This is a genomic window from Nostocoides sp., assembly GCF_037045025.1.
Lineage (GTDB): Bacteria > Actinomycetota > Actinomycetes > Actinomycetales > Dermatophilaceae > Nostocoides_A.
Window position 1 is genome coordinate 160,118 of sequence record NZ_JBAOHM010000009.1, and the last position, 16,780, is coordinate 176,897.

Annotated in this window: 14 protein-coding genes; 11 read left to right on the forward strand and 3 right to left on the reverse strand. The window is 68.3% G+C overall.

What is annotated here, in order from left to right:
- Positions 1 to 43: 43 nt before the first annotated feature.
- A complete protein-coding gene (locus V9G19_RS09825) occupies positions 44 to 496 on the reverse strand; it encodes a hypothetical protein (protein WP_462285292.1) in 453 nt (150 codons plus the stop codon).
- A 5-nt stretch (positions 497 to 501) separates the two neighbouring features.
- Here V9G19_RS09825 and V9G19_RS09830 point away from each other — a divergent pair, with 5 nt between their 5' ends.
- Entirely contained in the window at positions 502 to 810 is a 309-nt protein-coding gene (locus tag V9G19_RS09830) for a virulence factor (protein ID WP_462285293.1), read from the forward strand.
- 18 nt (positions 811 to 828) lie between these two features.
- Here the strand turns inward: V9G19_RS09830 and V9G19_RS09835 are convergent, their stop codons facing one another.
- Positions 829 to 2,418, reverse strand: coding sequence for an AMP-binding protein (locus V9G19_RS09835; protein WP_462285294.1), 1,590 nt, complete (start codon positions 2,416 to 2,418; stop codon positions 829 to 831).
- A 46-nt stretch (positions 2,419 to 2,464) separates the two neighbouring features.
- Here V9G19_RS09835 and V9G19_RS09840 point away from each other — a divergent pair, with 46 nt between their 5' ends.
- The 9 genes from V9G19_RS09840 (at position 2,465) to V9G19_RS09880 (ending at position 12,937) form a co-directional block, all read left to right on the forward strand.
- Positions 2,465 to 3,028 carry a TetR/AcrR family transcriptional regulator gene (locus tag V9G19_RS09840; protein WP_462285295.1) on the forward strand — a complete coding sequence of 188 codons (564 nt, stop codon included), beginning with the start codon at positions 2,465 to 2,467 and terminating at the stop codon, positions 3,026 to 3,028.
- Positions 3,029 to 3,124: 96 nt separating this feature from the next.
- Entirely contained in the window at positions 3,125 to 4,789 is a 1,665-nt protein-coding gene (locus V9G19_RS09845; protein ID WP_462285296.1) for an AMP-binding protein, read from the forward strand.
- Positions 4,786 to 6,165, forward strand: a complete 1,380-nt coding sequence (locus tag V9G19_RS09850) for an acyclic terpene utilization AtuA family protein (protein ID WP_462285297.1) — start codon at positions 4,786 to 4,788, stop codon at positions 6,163 to 6,165. Before V9G19_RS09845 ends, V9G19_RS09850 begins: the two co-directional genes overlap by 4 nt.
- Positions 6,162 to 6,527: an AtuA-related protein gene (locus V9G19_RS09855; RefSeq protein WP_462285298.1), complete on the forward strand. Its 366-nt coding sequence runs from the start codon at positions 6,162 to 6,164 to the stop codon at positions 6,525 to 6,527. Before V9G19_RS09850 ends, V9G19_RS09855 begins: the two co-directional genes overlap by 4 nt.
- Entirely contained in the window at positions 6,524 to 7,675 is a 1,152-nt protein-coding gene (locus V9G19_RS09860) for an acyl-CoA dehydrogenase family protein (protein WP_462285299.1), read from the forward strand. Before V9G19_RS09855 ends, V9G19_RS09860 begins: the two co-directional genes overlap by 4 nt.
- A gap of 16 nt (positions 7,676 to 7,691) precedes the next feature.
- Positions 7,692 to 9,290, forward strand: a complete 1,599-nt coding sequence (locus tag V9G19_RS09865; protein ID WP_462285300.1) for an acyl-CoA carboxylase subunit beta — start codon at positions 7,692 to 7,694, stop codon at positions 9,288 to 9,290.
- 8 nt (positions 9,291 to 9,298) lie between these two features.
- The gene (locus V9G19_RS09870) at positions 9,299 to 11,353 is read left to right on the forward strand and encodes an ATP-binding protein (RefSeq protein ID WP_462285448.1); all 2,055 of its coding nucleotides are present in this window, start codon (positions 9,299 to 9,301) and stop codon (positions 11,351 to 11,353) included.
- Positions 11,346 to 12,110, forward strand: a complete 765-nt coding sequence (locus tag V9G19_RS09875; RefSeq protein ID WP_462285301.1) for an enoyl-CoA hydratase/isomerase family protein — start codon at positions 11,346 to 11,348, stop codon at positions 12,108 to 12,110. Before V9G19_RS09870 ends, V9G19_RS09875 begins: the two co-directional genes overlap by 8 nt.
- A complete protein-coding gene (locus tag V9G19_RS09880) occupies positions 12,107 to 12,937 on the forward strand; it encodes a TIGR03084 family metal-binding protein (RefSeq protein ID WP_462285302.1) in 831 nt (276 codons plus the stop codon). Before V9G19_RS09875 ends, V9G19_RS09880 begins: the two co-directional genes overlap by 4 nt.
- Before the next feature lie 4 nt (positions 12,938 to 12,941).
- Here the strand turns inward: V9G19_RS09880 and V9G19_RS09885 are convergent, their stop codons facing one another.
- Positions 12,942 to 14,030 (reverse strand): TRM11 family SAM-dependent methyltransferase, encoded by a 1,089-nt coding sequence (locus V9G19_RS09885; protein WP_462285303.1) that lies wholly within the window; start codon positions 14,028 to 14,030, stop codon positions 12,942 to 12,944.
- Between the two features lie 168 nt (positions 14,031 to 14,198).
- Here V9G19_RS09885 and clpB point away from each other — a divergent pair, with 168 nt between their 5' ends.
- Positions 14,199 to 16,757, forward strand: a complete 2,559-nt coding sequence (gene clpB, locus V9G19_RS09890) for an ATP-dependent chaperone ClpB (RefSeq protein ID WP_462285304.1) — start codon at positions 14,199 to 14,201, stop codon at positions 16,755 to 16,757.
- Positions 16,758 to 16,780 lie beyond the last annotated feature (23 nt).

The following is a 16,780-nucleotide window of genomic DNA, read 5'->3' on the forward strand; positions in this document are numbered from 1 at the left end:
CTTCTTCTTTTATGACGCGTACTTCGCGACGGCCTTCGGCGACTCACTCAGCAGCTCGATGCACTACAGCTCGATGGTCGGCTCCGACTCGTCGAGCTCGTCCAGTGGCTCGGGTGGTGGTGGCTCGTCCGGCGGAGGCGGCGGCAGGTCCTGGTAGCCCGGCGGGTCCTGGTAGCCCGCCGCCAGTCCACCCGCCCTCCAGGTGCGCCGACGACGCACGGTGAACCAGGCGACGACGAGGGTGCCGGCGAGCCAAGGGCAGCCGGTGTCCGATCTGCATTCCGAGTTCCCAGGTGAGCACGCCCTCGAGCATGGCGACCTGCAGCACCGCAAGGAGCACGAGATAGGTGCCCGCGCCGTCGCGCAGCTTGGCTAAGCCGGCAGCGAGTTGGTTGGCGCCGCTGTTTTGCCGCTCGAGGGAGCGCGTCGGACCGACCCTTGCCCCCCACCGTATGGTTGGACGCTTGGCCAAACCGGTTGGTGTCGCTAGGCTCACCGCTCGTGACGGAGTATCAGATCACCTTCTGGCGCGACCTGCCGTCGATGGTCACGGCACGCAACCCGCACGAGACAGTCAAGGAGCAGCTGCCGCAACGCTTCTTGGACGCGATCGATGAAGCCGCGATGCGCCTGGGCGACACCGGAGCCGACGACTATCTCGCGGGTTGGACCCGCGGCGAATGGGTAGTCACGCCGGAGGACCCGGCCACGGCGTGCGCGATGGTCACCGGCGAACTCGAGGCCGAATGGGCGCCGGCGGTGCTGGCGGCCTACCTGGACGAGCTCGGTCCGGCCACCGCGGCCGGCTGACGGCGGATCGCCGGCGGCCTAGGACGAATAGTGCTCCCGGTGTAAGTCGCGCATGACGTTCTTCTGGATCTTCCCGGTCGACGTCTTGGGCAGCTCGTCGACGACGATGATCGACTTCGGGATCTTGTAGGAATCCAGGTGGCCGCGCAGCGCCTCCTTCACGTCGTCCGGAGCAATCCTCGATCCCGGCGTCGCGACGACGAAGGCGGTGATCGCCTCGGTCCACCGCTCGTGCGGCAGGCCGACGACGACGACCTCGGCGATCTGGGGGTCGGCGGCGTACAGGGCCTTCTCGACCTCGATCGACGCGACGTTTTCTCCGCCGGACTTGATGACGTCCTTGGAGCGGTCACGGAACCACAAGATGCCGTCGTCGTCGAACGAGCCGATGTCGCCGGAGTGGAACCAGCCATGCGTGAAGGCGGCCTCGGTCGCCTCCGGGTTCTTCAGGTATTCGGTCATGGTATGCGGTCCGCGATAGACGATCTCGCCGATAGTGCCGGGCGGTTCGAGCCTGCCGTCATTCATGATTGCGACCTGCACGTTGACGACCGGGGTGCCAACCGCGCCGTTGTGGGAGAGCTGGTGCTCGGGGCGGAACAAGGTGGCAGTCGGGCTCATCTCGGTCTGGCCGAAGAGCAAATAGAAGTCGCACGCGAAGACCTCGATGCACCGGCGGATCAACGCATCCGGCATCGGTGCCATGGCATACAGGGCGCGGCGCAGCGAGGACAGGTCGGTCGAGTCGATCGCCGGGTGCTCGAGCATCGCCCGATACATCATCGGCAGGCCGAAGATCTGGGTGATGCCCTCGCGCCCGATCGTGTCGAGCAAATCGGCTGGGTCGAAGGCGCGACGGACATGCAGGGTCGCCCCGACCATGATCGCCGGCGTGCAGTGACAGTTGAGTTGGGCGGTGTGGAACATCGGCATCATCGCGACGAAGCGGTCCTCCTCGGTGAACCGCGCCTCGAGCGCCATCATCACCGACTCGAGATAGACGGCGGTATGGCTGCCGACGACCCCTTTGGGGAAGGACGTCGTCCCGCTGGTGTAGAGGTAGGTCAGGGGCGCCCGATCGCCGACAAGCTGCTCCGGCTCGGTGTCGGTTCCCGTGTCCAGGCTCGCGAAGGGCACCGCCTCGCGGCCGGCAAAGGGCAGGTCCTCCCGCTCCTGGACGCCCCGCGCGATGAAGACGTCGCTCACTCCGTCCACCTCGGCGACGGCCCGCTCCAACACCGGCACGAGCTGTGACTCGACGACCAGCCCCCGCGCCTCGGAGTGATTGAGAACGTAAGTCATTTCCTGCGGCCGCCAGCCGAGGTTGAGCGGCACACAGACGGCGCCGAGCTTGGCGCAGGCGTAGTAGGTGACAAGGAACTCCACGCTATTGCCCGAGGCGAGCGCCAGCGCATCACCGGGCCCGTATCCCCCTGCGGCCAAAGCGTTCGCCACCCGGTTGACCCAGGCGTTGAGTTCGGCATAGGTGAAGCGGCGCTCGCCGTCGATGATCGCGATGTTGCGGGGATACCTCGCGGCGGAGCGGGTCAGGCTGTCGCCCACATTGATCCGATGGATGAGGTTGTCGGTCAGCGGTGTGATCGGCATGGGTGCTCTCCTGGTGCGGCGGGTTGGCGAGAATGGATGCATGACGGTGACGCGCACTCGTGACCCGGAGCGGCGGGACAAGATTCTTCGCTCGGCGGCAGACCTCTTCGGCCGGCGCGGCTATCACGCGGTGTCGATGGCCGAGATCGGTGCCGATGCCGGCATCACGGGTGCCGGCATCTATCGCCACTTCGACGGCAAGGCGGAGATTCTCGTAGTTCTCCTTGACGAGGTGATGGACGAACTTAGCGAGGATCAGGCGCAGATTGCCGCCCGGGCCACGGGAACCGTCGATTTGCGGCCGATCGTCGAGGCGCAGGTTTCGTTCGTCGTCCAACGGCGCGAAGTGGCCCGCATCTGGTATTCGCAGGTCGACAACCTTCCCCCGGCCGACCGGGACCGGTTGCGGGACAAACAGCGGAAATACCTCGCCGACTGGACCCGCCACCTGCGGGCTGCCCGTCCCGAGCTGGGGCAGGCCGAGGCGGGTGTGCGGGTGCGTGCCGCCGTCGGTGCGATTCAGTCCGCGCTCTTCCACAACATCGCCCTCGATGCTCGATCGCTGCAGGAGGTCCTCACCACTGCTGCCCTCGCGGTCCTGACTAGCTAGTCAATCCTCGTCCCGACCGCACGGATTGGCGCCTCCAGGTCTTGTTTAGTTAATCTATATTCACTAACGTGTGCGGTCAAGCGAAGGGAGACCGCCATGGAGCTGGGCGCCACAACAGATTTCGACGTCACCACGTTGCGTGGTCGGCGGGCAGACAACCGCTGGGACCGGGTGTGCATCGGGGATCTTGTCGAGCGGGTCACGTGGAGCACCCCGGACAAGGCCGCGCTGATCGGCTGGGATGGTGCGTATGCCGATGGCGCCTTCCGGGAGCTGACCTATCGCGGCCTGGATGCGCTGATCAACCAGGCGGCCAACGCTCTCATCGCTGCAGGCGTCGAGCCCGGCGACCGCATCTTGATGATTTGCGAGAACTCGGTTGAGGCGTATGTCGCCAAGCTGGGTGCCGCCCGGATGGGGGCTGCGGTGGCTCCGGTCAACCCGGCCATGGCGGGCGACATGCTGAGCCACGTCGTCGGCGTGCTTCAGCCCCGGTTGACGATCGTTGACGCCGAGTTCGTCCCGCGGGTGGCGGCGACGCTCGCCGGCCTCGCGGTGGGAGTGGATGTGACCATCGAGATCGGCGGGGCGGCAGCCGACCGAAGCCTTGGCTTCTCCGAATTCGTTGCGGGCCAGCCGGAGACCGAGCCGGACGTGCGCATCCATGGCGACGACATCTGCGAGTTGCTGTTCACCTCCGGGGCGACCGCCATGCCCAAGGGGGTCATGCTGTCGCACACCAGCGGGACGCTCGCCGCACACGGCTTTGCGCTGTCACTCACCCGCGGCCTCGAGGTGGAGACCCATCTGCGCCTGGTCACCTTCTTGCCGATGATCTATCACGTCGGGCATCTCGTCTTCATGCTGCCCTGCTTCGCAACGGGCGGGACGGTCGTTCTCGGCCGGCGTCCCGATGCGGCCGCTGCGGCCGAGGCGGTGGAGCGGGAACGGGCGACCGCCCTGTGGGGCGGCTCTCCCGCCATGATGGCGGCCTTCTCCACGGCGGCTGCCACGGGCGGGCGCGACATCTCCAGTCTGACGGTGGCCATCTATGGCTGGGCCGCATTACCGCCTGCGGTGCTCGACGAGATGCAACAGCAGGCGCCGCGGCTGACCGTCGCGGAGATCTTCGGCCAGACCGAAGCGATTGCTTGCCACCGGTTTTGGCCCAGCCAGGACCCGGAGATCTATCGTGAGACCGCGCCACAGGACAACAACGTCGGTCGGCCCAGCCCGCTGCTCGCCTCACGAATCATCTCCGTCGACGACGAGTGGCTGGAGGGGACCGTCGGCCAGCCGGGGGAGGTCGTCTATCGCTCCCCGGTGGTCACCGCCGGCTACTACAAGGACCCGACGGCGACCGCCGCCGCCTTCCGCAGCGGCTGGTTCCACTCCGGCGACTGCTGCGCATATGACGCGGGCGGTCGGCGGATCATGCTCGACCGGTTCAAGGACATCGTCAAGACCGGCGGCGAAAACGTCTCGACGATCCGCGTCGAAAGCGTTCTCGTGCAGCATCCCAAGATCGCCAAGGCTGCAGTGATCGGCCTGGCCGACGACCGGTGGGGCGAGGTGGTCACCGCCGTTGTCGTGCCCGCGGACGACACGCTGACCGAGGACGAGGTCATCGCGTTTGCGCGCACCCGCCTGGCGGGATACGAGAGCCCCAAACGGGTGGTCATCGTGGACGCGCTCCCCGAGACCGTCGGCGGCAAGATCATGAAATACCGGCTGCGCCAGTCCCTCGGGGAACAGCAGTGACCGAACGGATCGTCCGGGTCGGCAACGGTCAAGGCTTTTGGGGCGACTCCGAGATCGGGCCGCGGCAACTCGTCGACGCTGGAGTCATCGACTACCTCACGCTGGACTACCTCGCCGAAGTCACGATGAGCATCCTGCAAAAGGCGCGCGCCAAGAACCCCGACCTCGGGTATGCCGCCGACTTCGTCACTCAGCTCGACCAGATCCTGCCGGCGTGTGTCGATAAGGGCATCCGGATCGTCGCCAACGCCGGCGGGATCAACCCCCGCGCGTGCGCGACGGCGGTCGCGCAGGTCATCGAGCGTCACGGGCTCGACGCCCGTGTTGCCCTCGTCTCGGGAGACGACCTCCTGCGGCGGTTGCCCGAGATCATCGCCGCCGACGCGCCACTTGCTCACCTAGCTTCCGGTGAGCCGCTGGAGCCGCAGTTGGACCGGGTTCGCAGCGCGAACGCCTATCTCGGTGCCTTCCCGATAGCCGAGGCGCTGGGACGTGGAGCGGACGTCGTCGTGACCGGGCGGGTGACCGACGCCTCCCTCATCATCGGTCCGCTGATCCATGAATTCGGTTGGCAACCGGATGATTTCGATCAGCTGGCCGCCGCGACAGTCGCCGGTCACATCATCGAGTGCGGCACGCAATGCACCGGCGGCAACTACGACAACTGGCGCGCGGTGCCCGATCTGGCCGGCATCGGCTATCCCTACGTCGAGGTCGCGGCCACGGGTGATTTCGTCGTCAGCAAGTCGGCGGGCACGGGTGGCCTCGTGGACATCGGGACCGTCACGGCACAACTCCTCTACGAGATCGGTGACCCACAGGCCTACCTCGGCCCGGACGTGATCGCCGACTTCACCTCCCCGACGCTGACCCAGGCCGGGCCGGACCGGGTCGCCGTGTCGGGGTGCCGCGGCCGGGCGCCCGCCGACGAGCTCAAGGTCTCAGCCAACCTTGCCGACGGCTACCGGATCGTCGGCCAGCTCGTCGTCGGCGCCCCCGACGCCGTCGAGAAGGCGAGGCTGACCGCGGAGATCCTCTTCGAGCGCTTACGCCGGGACGGGATCGCGTTCCCGGCGCAGGACGTGCTCGTCGAGGTCATCGGCGCCAACACGCTGTATTCCGGGATGCCGGCGTCGGTGGCAGACCCAGCGGACCCGCCGGAAGTGTTGTTGCGCATCGCCGTTCGATCGGACGACCGGCGGGCGCTCGCTCGGCTCGGCGCCGAGGTCGCGCCATTGCTGACGAGCGGTCCCCCCGGGCTGACTGGATTCGCCGGCGGGCGCCCGCGGCCGAGCGAGGTCATGCGTTTCTGGCCCGCGCTCGTGCCCAAATCCCTGGTGTCAGCACGTGTCGAGGTCATAGGAGAAGCGTCATGAGAGTCCCGCTCAGCACCATCGCCGCGGCCCGGTCGGGCGACAAGGGTGGCGATGCCAACGTCGGTCTGTGGGTCTCCACGGACGCGGCCTATCCCGTCCTGCTCGACCAGGTCACTCCGGAGCGGGTGTCAGAACACATCCGGCCGCTTCACGCCAGCGGGGTCACGCGCCACGAGCTGCCAAATCTGCGCGCGGTCAACCTCGTGCTACATGACGCGCTCGACGGCGGCGGAACCGTCTCGCTACGCAGCGACGCCCAAGGCAAGACCCTGGGAGCGGCGCTCTTGCGGATGCCGGTCGAGGTCCCGGAAGACCTTCTCCAGCCGGGCAATGGAACACCAGACGAGGAGAACGACGCGTGAACTTCGACGAGCCCGAGGAGCATGCCGACCTGCGTGCCAGCGTCCGCGCCGTCTGCACGCGGTTCGGCGACGACTATTTCCGCCGCGTGCTCGACGCCGACGGTCGCACCCACGAGCTGTGGCGGGCGCTCGGGGAGGCCGGCTTCGTCGGCGTCAACCTGCCGGAGGAGCATGGCGGCGGCGGGGCGGGGATCGCCGAGCTCGCGATCGTCGTCGAGGAGAGCGCGGCTTGTGGTATGCCGCTCCTTCTCCTGCTCGTGTCCTCGGCGATCTGCGGAGAGGTGCTTAAGGATGTCGGCACACCCGAGCAGCAGGCGCAGTGGCTGCCGGCGATGGCCGCCGGGACCGACAAGATGGTCTTTGCCATCACCGAGCCCGAGGCCGGATCAAACACCCACGACCTGTCCACCACCGCCCGGCGCGACGGCAATGACTGGGTCATCTCGGGGACGAAGTACTACATTTCCGGCGTCGACGAAGCGTCACACATGCTTGTTGTCACCCGCACCGGCGGCGACGACTCCGGCCGGGGGCGGCTGACCCTCTTCGTCGTCGACACCGACGCCCCCGGCCTGGAGCGCACGCTCATCCCCGTGGAGGTGCGGGCTCCGGAGAAGCAGTACACCTTGTTCTTCGATAACGTGCGCGTCGGCGACGACCGGCGTGTTGGCGCGGACGGAGAGGGCCTGAAGATCGTCTTCCGCGGGCTCAACCCCGAGCGGATCACCGGTGCCGCGATCGAGAACGGCATCGCCCGATACGCGCTGGCCAAGGCCGCCCGCTATGCCAACGAACGCCGGGTGTGGGGACCGCCGATCGGCTCCCACCAAGGCATCGCTCACCCGCTCGCGGCCGCCGCCATCGAAGTCGAGTTGGCCCGGCTGATGACGACCAAGGCAGCCTGGCTGCACGATCACGGTCGGCCCGCCGGGCAGGAGTCCAACCTGGCGAAATACGCGGCTGCGGAAGCCGCGCTGCACGCCCTGGACGCCGCCATTCAGAGCCATGGCGGCAATGGACTGGCGAGCGAATTCGGTCTGGCGCACTTGTGGGGGATGGCGCGGCTGCTCAAGATCGCCCCGGTGAGCCGGGAGATGATCCTCAACTACGTCGCGGTCCACACCCTCGGGCTGCCCCGCTCCTACTGATCGACGGAGGACCTTGGTGAAAGTCATTCGGTCGAGCTTCGACCCGACCACTGCGGAAGCCCGGGCTAATCGCGAGGGCAACCTCGCGTTGTTGGAGTTGGTCGAGGCGCAGCAGGCACTTTCCGTCGGCGGCGGCGGCGAGAAGTATGTCGCGCGGCACCGCAAGCGCGGGAAGTTGTTGGCGCGTGAGCGGATCGAGCTGCTTCTCGACCGCGACGCCCCATTCCTGGAACTGTCGAGCGTCGCCGGCTGGGGCACCGACTACCACGTTGGTGCCAGCGTGGTCACCGGAATCGGCGTCGTCAGCGGCGTCGAATGCATGCTGATCGCTCATGACCCGACCGTCCGCGGTGGCGCTTCCAACCCCTACACCTGGCGGAAGGTGTTGCGCGCCACCCACATCGCGATGGAGAACCGCCTGCCGGTGATCAACCTCGTCGAGTCCGGCGGTGGTGACCTGGAGCGTCAGGTTGAGCTGTTCATTCCCGCGGGCCGGCTCTTCCACGACCTGACCGCCTTGTCCGCGGCCGGCATACCGACGATCGCGCTCGTCTTCGGCAACTCCACCGCCGGCGGCGCCTACGTCCCCGGAATGTGCGACTACGCCGTCATGGTGCAAAAGCGCGCCAAGGTCTTCCTCGGCGGTCCGCCACTGGTCAAAATGGCGACTGGGGAGGACTCCGACGACGAGAGTCTCGGCGGCGCCGACATGCACGCGCGAACGTCCGGGCTCGCCGACTACCTCGCCCGGGACGAGCACGAATGCATCGCGATCGGCCGGGAGATCGTCGCGCACCTCAACTGGCGCAAACTCGGTCCCGGGCCGACTGCGGCCCCCGACGAACCGCTCTATCCCGCAGAGGATTTGCTGTCGATCACACCGACCGACATCAAGGTCCCCTTCGACCCGCGAGAGGTCATCGCCCGAGTGGTCGACGGGTCCCGCTTCGAGGAATACAAGCCGCTATATGGCACCGCGCTGGTGACCGGCTGGGCCTCGATCCACGGCTACCCGGTGGGGATTGTCGCCAACGCCCGCGGCATCCTCTTCAACGAGGAGGCCAAGAAGGGCGCCGAGTTCATCATGTTGTGCAACCAGACCGACACCCCGTTGATCTTCTTGCAGAACACGACCGGCTTCATGGTCGGCGCGAGCTACGAGCAGGCGGGCATCATCAAGGATGGCGCCAAGATGATCAATGCGGTGACCAACAGCAAGGTCCCGCACATCACGATCCACCTCGCCGCGTCCTACGGCGCCGGCAACTACGGGATGTCGGGGCGGTCATACGACCCACGGCTGTTGTTCATCTGGCCGGGCTCGAAGTCGGCGGTGATGGGCCCCGAACAACTCGCGGGCGTGCTGTCGATCGTCGCCCGGCAGGCCGCGGAGGCCGCCGGCAAACCCTTCGACGAGGAGGCCGACGCGCGCCGGCGGGCCGTGCTGGAGGAGCGCATCGAGTCGGAATCGCTGGCGCTGTTCATGAGCGGCCAGGGATATGACGACGGCATCATCGACCCGCGCGACACCCGTTCCGTTCTCGGCATGGCGTTGTCCATGTGCCACTCGACAACGATCGCCGGAACCCGCGGGTTCGGCGTCTTCCGGATGTGAGGCCCGTGATGATCCGCAAGGTCCTGATCGCCAACCGTGGCGAGATCGCGCGCCGGGTGATGCGCACCTGCCGGGCGATGGGCATTGACACGGTGGCGGTCTATTCCGACACCGACGCCGACGCGCCGTTCGTCCGCGAGGCCGACGAGGCCGTCGCCCTGGGCGGTGATAAGCCGGCCGACTCCTATTTGGGGGTCGACCTGATCCTCCATGCGGCCCGGCGTACCGGGGCCGATGCCATCCACCCCGGCTACGGCTTCCTGTCCGAGAACGCCGGATTTGCCAGCGCGTGCGCCGATGCCGGCATCATTTTCATTGGTCCGAGCCCACGGGCGATCGAGCTGATGGGCTCCAAGGTTCAGGCGCGCGCCCTGATGGAGGAGGCCGGGGTGCCGGTGCTGCCCGGCCTGACCCTCCAGGACGGGGACGACAACGCGGGGAATCTGGCCGCCCGAGCGGGTGAGCTGGGCTGGCCGGTCCTCGTCAAGGCGTCGGCCGGCGGCGGCGGACGTGGCATGCGCGTCGTCACCGAGCCCTCGGCGCTGTCCGAGGCGGTGGAATCGGCACGGCGAGAGGCGCAATCCGCGTTTGGCGACCCCACCGTCTTCCTGGAGCACTATGTCGAGCGTCCGCGGCACGTCGAGATCCAGATCGTCGGCGACACGCACGGGACGGTCGTCCACCTCGGGGAGCGCGATTGCTCTCTGCAGCGTCGCCACCAAAAGGTGATCGAGGAATCACCCTCTCCCGCAGTCACTCCGCAGCTGCGGGCGGCGATGGGGGCGGCCGCCGTCGCCGCCGGCGAGGCGTTGGGCTATGTCGGGGCCGGGACGGTGGAGTTCCTCCTCGGCCCCGACGGCCGCTTCTTCTTTCTCGAGGTCAACACCCGCCTGCAGGTCGAGCACCCGGTCACCGAAATGGTCACCGGCCTCGATCTCGTCAAGCTGCAAATCGAGGCCGCAGCCGGGCTTGCGTTGCCCGAGTCTAGCCGCACGCTCACCATGCGGGGCCACGCCATCGAGGCGCGGCTGTATGCCGAGGATCCCGCCGCCGGCTTTCTCCCGACTACCGGCACGCTCGCCGCCTTCGAGATCGCAACGGCGGAAACCGGTGGGGCCGAGGGCGTCCGCGTCGACTCGGGGTTCGAGGCCGGCGACACCGTCTCGACGAGCTACGACCCGATGCTCGCCAAGGTGATCGCCCACGCCGAGACCCGGGAGGCCGCGGCCGCCCTGCTCGCCCGAGCCTTGCGGCGCGCGCGCATTCTCGGGCTGACGACCAACCGGGACCTGCTCGTCGCGATCCTGTCAGGTGAGCCGTTCCTCCACGGCGAGATCGACACGCAATACCTCGACCGGGTCGACGTCGCGGCCCTTGTCGGGCAGCAGACGAGTGCCGATATCCGGGCCGAGGCGATCGTGGCCGCACTGGCAACCGCGGCTGCCGGGCGGTCAGTTGCACCGGTCCTGAGCACCATCCCGTCCGGCTTCCGCAACAACCCCTCCCAGCCGCAATCGCGCGAGTTCCAGACCGTCCCCGCCGGCGAGTCGGTGTGGGTCGACTATGTCCTTGGCCGCGGCCATGCGGTCACCGTGGCCGGTGAGCAGGTCGAGGTGCAGGTGCATGCGGCGTCCGCGCACGCGGTCGATGTCACGATCTCCGGCGTCCGTCGGCGCTATGCCGTGGCGCGCCAAGAATCTGCGCACGGCCCCGAGCATGCCCTCGTCCTCGTCTGCGGGCCAGCGGGTACGGTGACCCTCCGCGAGGTGCCGCGCTTCCCGAGCGCCGAGGACAATGCCGACGAGGGCTCGCTCTTTGCCCCGATGCCGGGCACGGTCATCCGTCTGAATGTGGCTGCGGGAGAGCACGTCACCAGGGGGCAGGCGCTCGTCGTCCTCGAGGCGATGAAGATGGAGCACACGATCCGGGCGCCGGCCGACGGCGTCGTCGCCGAGGTCCCGGTGCGCGAGGGCGCCGGCGTTGACACCGGCGCGGTGCTAGTCATCCTGCACGACGAGGACGCCGGCGAGGACCAGAGAGGCGAGGAGGTCACCGATGGCTGATGAGGTGCTCTATGAGCTACGGGGGCCGGTCGCCTGGGTGACGATCAACCGGCCCGAGGCCCGCAACGCGTTGAACCGGGCGGTGCGCGAGGGGCTGAAGGCGGCCTTCGAGAGCGCCGAGCAGGACCCGCAGGTCCACGTCGTCGTGCTGACCGGTGCGGGGGATCGGGTCTTTTGCGCCGGCGGGGACCTGAAGGAGATGACCGCGGAGCAGCTCACGGTCCCCCCGCCCGACTATGTCCCCCAACCCAATCGGACGGTTTCGCTGAGCAAGCCGGTGATTGCCGCGGTCAACGGTGGCGCCTTCGGCGGGGGGTTTCTGCTCGCCCAGTCGGCCGACCTCGTCATCGCCGCGGCGAACGCGAACTTCGGCATTTCCGAGATCCGGATCGGCCGTGGCGCCCCCTGGGCTGCGCCGCTGCCGTGGCTGATCCCGCCGCGAATTGCGTTGCAGCTGTTGCTCACCGGCGAGCCGCTGTCCGCGACCCGCGCCTGCGAGGTCGGCCTGGTCAACGAGGTGGTCCCGGCAGATCGGCTGGCCGAGCGATCGAGTGAACTCGCCGAGACGATTGCCGGCAATGCCCCGCTGTCGGTGCGTGCGGCCAAGCAGATGGTGTATGCCGTCGCCGACCACGGCCGCACTGCGGCGTTCGATGTGGCCGAGGACATTTGGCGCCCGGTCTATCTCAGCCGGGATGCCCAGGAGGGGATGCGCGCGTTCACCGAGAAGCGGCCGCCGGTCTGGGAGGCGCGATGAGCGTCGACCGCGGGAGCGGGGCAGCTTCGGGGGCGGATCCGGTCGTCGCCGGTCTGTGCGTCGACTTGCGGGCCGAGGCCGACGACCTGCGCGCGCTGCTCGAACCGCTCCCCGAGCAGGACTGGATGCGACCAACCCCCGCTCCCGGGTGGACAATCCACGATCAGGTGGCACACCTCGCCCACTTCGACGGGGTCACTCGGCTCGCCCTGGCCGAGCCCGAGGGGTTCCTTGCCGAGCGCGACGCGGTCACCGACCTGCAGTCCTATGTCGACGGCATCGGCCCCGCCAACGCGCGCCGCACGTCCGCGCAGATGCTGCAGTGGTGGCGCGAGGAGCAGGATGGGCTGATCGCCGCCGCGCTGGCAGCGCCGCATGGGGAGCGCGTGCCGTGGTTCGGGCCGGCGATGAGCCTGCCGTCCAAGCTCACCGCGCGGATCATGGAGACCTGGGCACACGGGCAGGACGTAGCCGATGCCCTTGGCGTCATCCGCACACCCACCGACCGGCTGCGCCACATTGCCCGGATCGGGGTGCTCGCGACGCCCAACAGCTTCCGCACTCACGGGCACGATCCGCCTTCGGCCCCGATCCGGGTTGCCCTGACCCCGCCAGCAGAGGGCCCCGACTGGGAGTGGGGCGATCCGATCGCCGCCGACGTCGTCAGCGGAACGGCCCTCGACTTCTGTCTCGTCGTGACCCAGCGCCGCCACGTGGACGATACGAGCCTGCACGTCCATGGACCTGCCGCGCTCGCCTGGATCGCGATCGCCCAGGCATTCGCCGGCCCCGCCGGCCGTGGCCGCGCACCGGGGCAATTCGGCTGACTAGCTAGGCAATTGGTCGCCCAACGCCGTATCGCCCAGTGCACGACACGATGGCCGGGGTCTGGCCGAGTAGCCCAACGGGCCGCGATGTGGGTTTGAGCCCGTGCCGCCGCAGCCGCTCCATCAACTGCTCCTCGTGCGTGGTGAGCAGCACAGCCGCACCGCCGGACCGCAGGGTGTGCGCGACCAGCTGAGCCAGGGCTTCGAACAGGGCGCCCCGGTCGCTCACCCGCACCTGCTTGCCCCATGGCGGGTTGGCTACCAGCAGCCGGGCGTCGACGCGCGGGTCGGGCCCGGAGTACACGTCGCGAACGAACACCCGGTGCGATAGTTCGTCTGCAGGAAGGCCGGCGTGGGTTAGGCGTTCACGGGTGCGGCAGACGGCGTCTGCAGAGCGGTCCGAGGCATACACAGGCAGGCCGCTCCGGGCGGCCTCGCCAACGATGGTGCCGCTGCCGCAGAACGGGCCATAGAGGGCGTTGGGGCCGCCCAGATCCACGGCCAGCCGGACCAAGGCAGCCGCGACCGTCGGGTGAAGTGCCCCGCGCCAGGCTGCGGTGATGTCGCGATCCTGCTTGCCGAGGGGGCGGGACCAGATGTTCACCGACGCGTGGCCCCCCTCGCCGTCGAGCTGGATGCGCACATCGACCGGCTGCCGCTGCGTCGAGTCCGGGTCGGCATCGTGCAAGGTGCGGGCCAGGATCGGCTTGGGATCCCAACGGGGCTTGCATCGCCACGCCGGGTTGCGAGTTGACAAGGTGACCGACCACGGCGCCGAATCGTCGGCGCCGGTCACGGACGCCCCGATCTCCTTCTCGGCGGACGCGCACAGTGCCTCGAGCCCGTCCTCGTCGCGGACCGTCGACGGGCCCGCCACCAGGATGCGGATGTCATCGACCACCCGCGCTAGCGCGCCGACCCTCTCGATCTCACTGGGAGTCAGGTCGGCGACCAGGAACCGCTCCTCGCGCTGGCGGAGCCCCACCTGCGGGACGATCTCGCGAAGCTCCGCCTCGGCCACGTCAACGAGCCCCTTGGTCACATAGAGCACGACGGGCCTGGCGAGGTCGGGTGGGCTGTTAAGCGCGCGCACCACGCTCACTCTAGGCGCGGAAGCCGAGCAGGCAGCTGAGGGGTCGCGCTCGGCCACGAGGAAAGCAGGCCGCGCCGCTCACGATTGAAGTTGAGTGGAATACACTCAACTTTTGCGCGGTTGTCCCTGAGGATTACCCCTCAACCTGACCAAGGAGTCATGCCTCTTATGGAACTCAAGCCGACCACCAAGGTTGCCGAGATCCTCGCCGTGGCGCAGCGCTCGGCGCAGGCGGCCGGCAACCCCGAAATCACTCCAGCCCACCTGGCCCTGGCCATCGTCGAGGTCCCCGAGACCACGGTGCCCGCCCTACTTGCCGCCGGTGGCAGCAGCCCGGAGGCGGTTGCTTCCGCCGCGCGCGCCGAACTGGCGCGCCTGCCACATGTCAGCGGTGGCGCCACCCCCGGCTTCGGCCAGGCGGTCATGCCGATCCTGCAGCACGCCACCACGCTGATGAACGCCTGGGGCGACAGCTTCCTCGCGGCCGATACCCTGATGCTCGCCCTCATCGAGAAGGGCGCAATCAAAAACGTCGACGCCCAGGCCGTCGAGGCGCAGATCGAGCACCTGCGCGCCGGGCAGAAGGTCACCGCCGAGAACCCGGAGGCCACCTCCGAGGCCCTGGACAAATACTCGACCGACCTGACCAAGGCCGCCCGCGACGGCAAGCTCGACCCGGTCATCGGCCGCGACATCGAGATCCGCCGGGTCGTCCAGGTGCTCTCGCGCCGGACCAAGAACAACCCCGTCCTTATCGGCGAGCCCGGCGTCGGCAAGACCGCCGTCGTCGAGGGCCTGGCCCAACGCATCGTCGACGGCGATGTCCCGGAATCGTTGCGGGACAAGCGACTCGTCTCCCTCGACCTCGGCGCGATGGTCGCCGGCGCGAAATACCGCGGCGAGTTCGAGGAGCGGCTCAAGGCCGTCCTCGAAGAGATCAAGGCCAGCAACGGCCAGATCATCACCTTCATCGACGAGCTGCACACCGTCGTCGGCGCCGGCGCCACCGGTGAGGGAGCAATGGACGCCGGCAACATGCTCAAGCCGATGCTCGCCCGCGGCGAGTTGCGCCTCGTCGGTGCCACCACGCTCGATGAGTACCGCAAGCACATCGAGAAGGACCCCGCCCTCGAGCGCCGCTTCCAGCAGGTCTTCGTCGGCGAGCCGAGTGTCGAGGACACGATCGCGATCCTGCGCGGCCTGAAGGAGCGCTACGAGGCGCACCACAAGGTCGAGATCGAGGACTCCGCGCTGGTCGCCGCCGCGTCGCTGTCCGACCGTTACATCTCTGGGCGGCAGTTGCCGGACAAGGCGATCGACCTCGTCGACGAGGCCGCCTCCCGGCTGCGGATGGAGATCGACTCCAGCCCGGTCGAGATCGACCAGCTGCAGCGTTCCGTCGACCGGATGAAGATGGAGGAGCTGCACCTGGCCAAGGAGACCGACGACGCGTCCAAGGAGCGGCTGGCCAAGCTGCGCAAGGACCTCGCCGACAAGTCCGAGGAACTCGCCGCCCTCAACGCGCGCTGGCAGGCGGAGAAGTCCGGCCTGAACACGATCGGTGACCTCAAGGCCCAGCTCGACGAGCTGCGCACCCAGGCCGAGCGGCTGCAGCGAGATGGCAACTACGAGGCGGCCTCCAAGCTGATGTATGGCGATATTCCCGCCCTGGAGAAGCAACTCGCCAAGGCCAACGAGGACGAGATCGTCAAGGGAACGACCGACCTGATGGTCAAGGAGCGCGTCGGTCCCGACGACATCGCCGAGGTCATCTCCGCGTGGACCGGCATCCCGGCCGGGCGGCTGCTCCAGGGCGAGACCGAGAAGCTGCTCTCGATGGAGTCGATCATCGGCGCCCGGCTGATCGGCCAAAAGAGCGCCGTCGAGGTCGTCTCCGATGCCGTCCGGCGCTCCCGCGCCGGCCTTTCCGATCCCAACCGCCCCACGGGCTCCTTTCTCTTCCTTGGCCCGACCGGTGTCGGCAAGACCGAGCTGGCCAAGTCGCTCGCCGACTTCCTCTTCGACGACGAACGCGCGATGGTGCGCATCGACATGTCGGAGTATTCGGAGCGGCACGCGGTGGCGCGGCTGATCGGTGCCCCGCCCGGGTATGTCGGCTACGACGAGGGCGGCCAGCTCACCGAGGCGGTGCGCCGGCGGCCATACAGTGTCGTGCTGCTCGACGAGGTCGAGAAGGCCCACCCGGAGACCTTCGACATCCTGCTCCAGGTCCTCGACGATGGACGCCTGACCGACGGGCAGGGGCGGACTGTCGACTTCCGCAACGTCATCCTGGTGATGACTTCCAACCTCGGCAGCCAGTTTCTCATCGATCCGACGATGTCCGACCAGGCCAAAAAGGACGCGGTCATGGCGGCCGTGCGCGTCGCCTTCAAGCCCGAGTTCCTCAACCGACTCGATGACGTCGTGCTGTTCGACGCCCTGAGCACCGACGAACTGTCGCACATCGTCGAGTTGCAGGTGCGCCAGTTGGCCACGCGCCTGCACGACCGGCGAATCACCCTTGAGGTGACCGACGCCGCCAAGGAGTGGCTCGCGATGACCGGCTACGACCCGGCATACGGCGCCCGTCCGCTTCGGCGGCTGGTCCAGCGGGAGATCGGCGACCGTCTGGCCAAGGCAGTCCTCGGTGGGAAGGTTCGCGACGGCGACACCGTCACCGTCGACAAGGCCGCCGACGCCGACGAGCTGACCGTCTCGTCCTGACGACGGCCGCCTTTGGGCTCCCG

Coding starts and splice junctions, on each gene's coding strand:
- V9G19_RS09835 (WP_462285294.1), bottom strand. CDS start 2,418: ATGCCGATCACACCGCTGACCGACAACCTCATCCATCGGATCAATGTG.
- V9G19_RS09845 (WP_462285296.1), top strand. CDS start 3,125: ATGGAGCTGGGCGCCACAACAGATTTCGACGTCACCACGTTGCGTGGT.
- V9G19_RS09855 (WP_462285298.1), top strand. CDS start 6,162: ATGAGAGTCCCGCTCAGCACCATCGCCGCGGCCCGGTCGGGCGACAAG.
- V9G19_RS09870 (WP_462285448.1), top strand. CDS start 9,299: ATGATCCGCAAGGTCCTGATCGCCAACCGTGGCGAGATCGCGCGCCGG.
- V9G19_RS09875 (WP_462285301.1), top strand. CDS start 11,346: ATGGCTGATGAGGTGCTCTATGAGCTACGGGGGCCGGTCGCCTGGGTG.
- V9G19_RS09880 (WP_462285302.1), top strand. CDS start 12,107: ATGAGCGTCGACCGCGGGAGCGGGGCAGCTTCGGGGGCGGATCCGGTC.
- clpB (WP_462285304.1), top strand. CDS start 14,199: ATGGAACTCAAGCCGACCACCAAGGTTGCCGAGATCCTCGCCGTGGCG.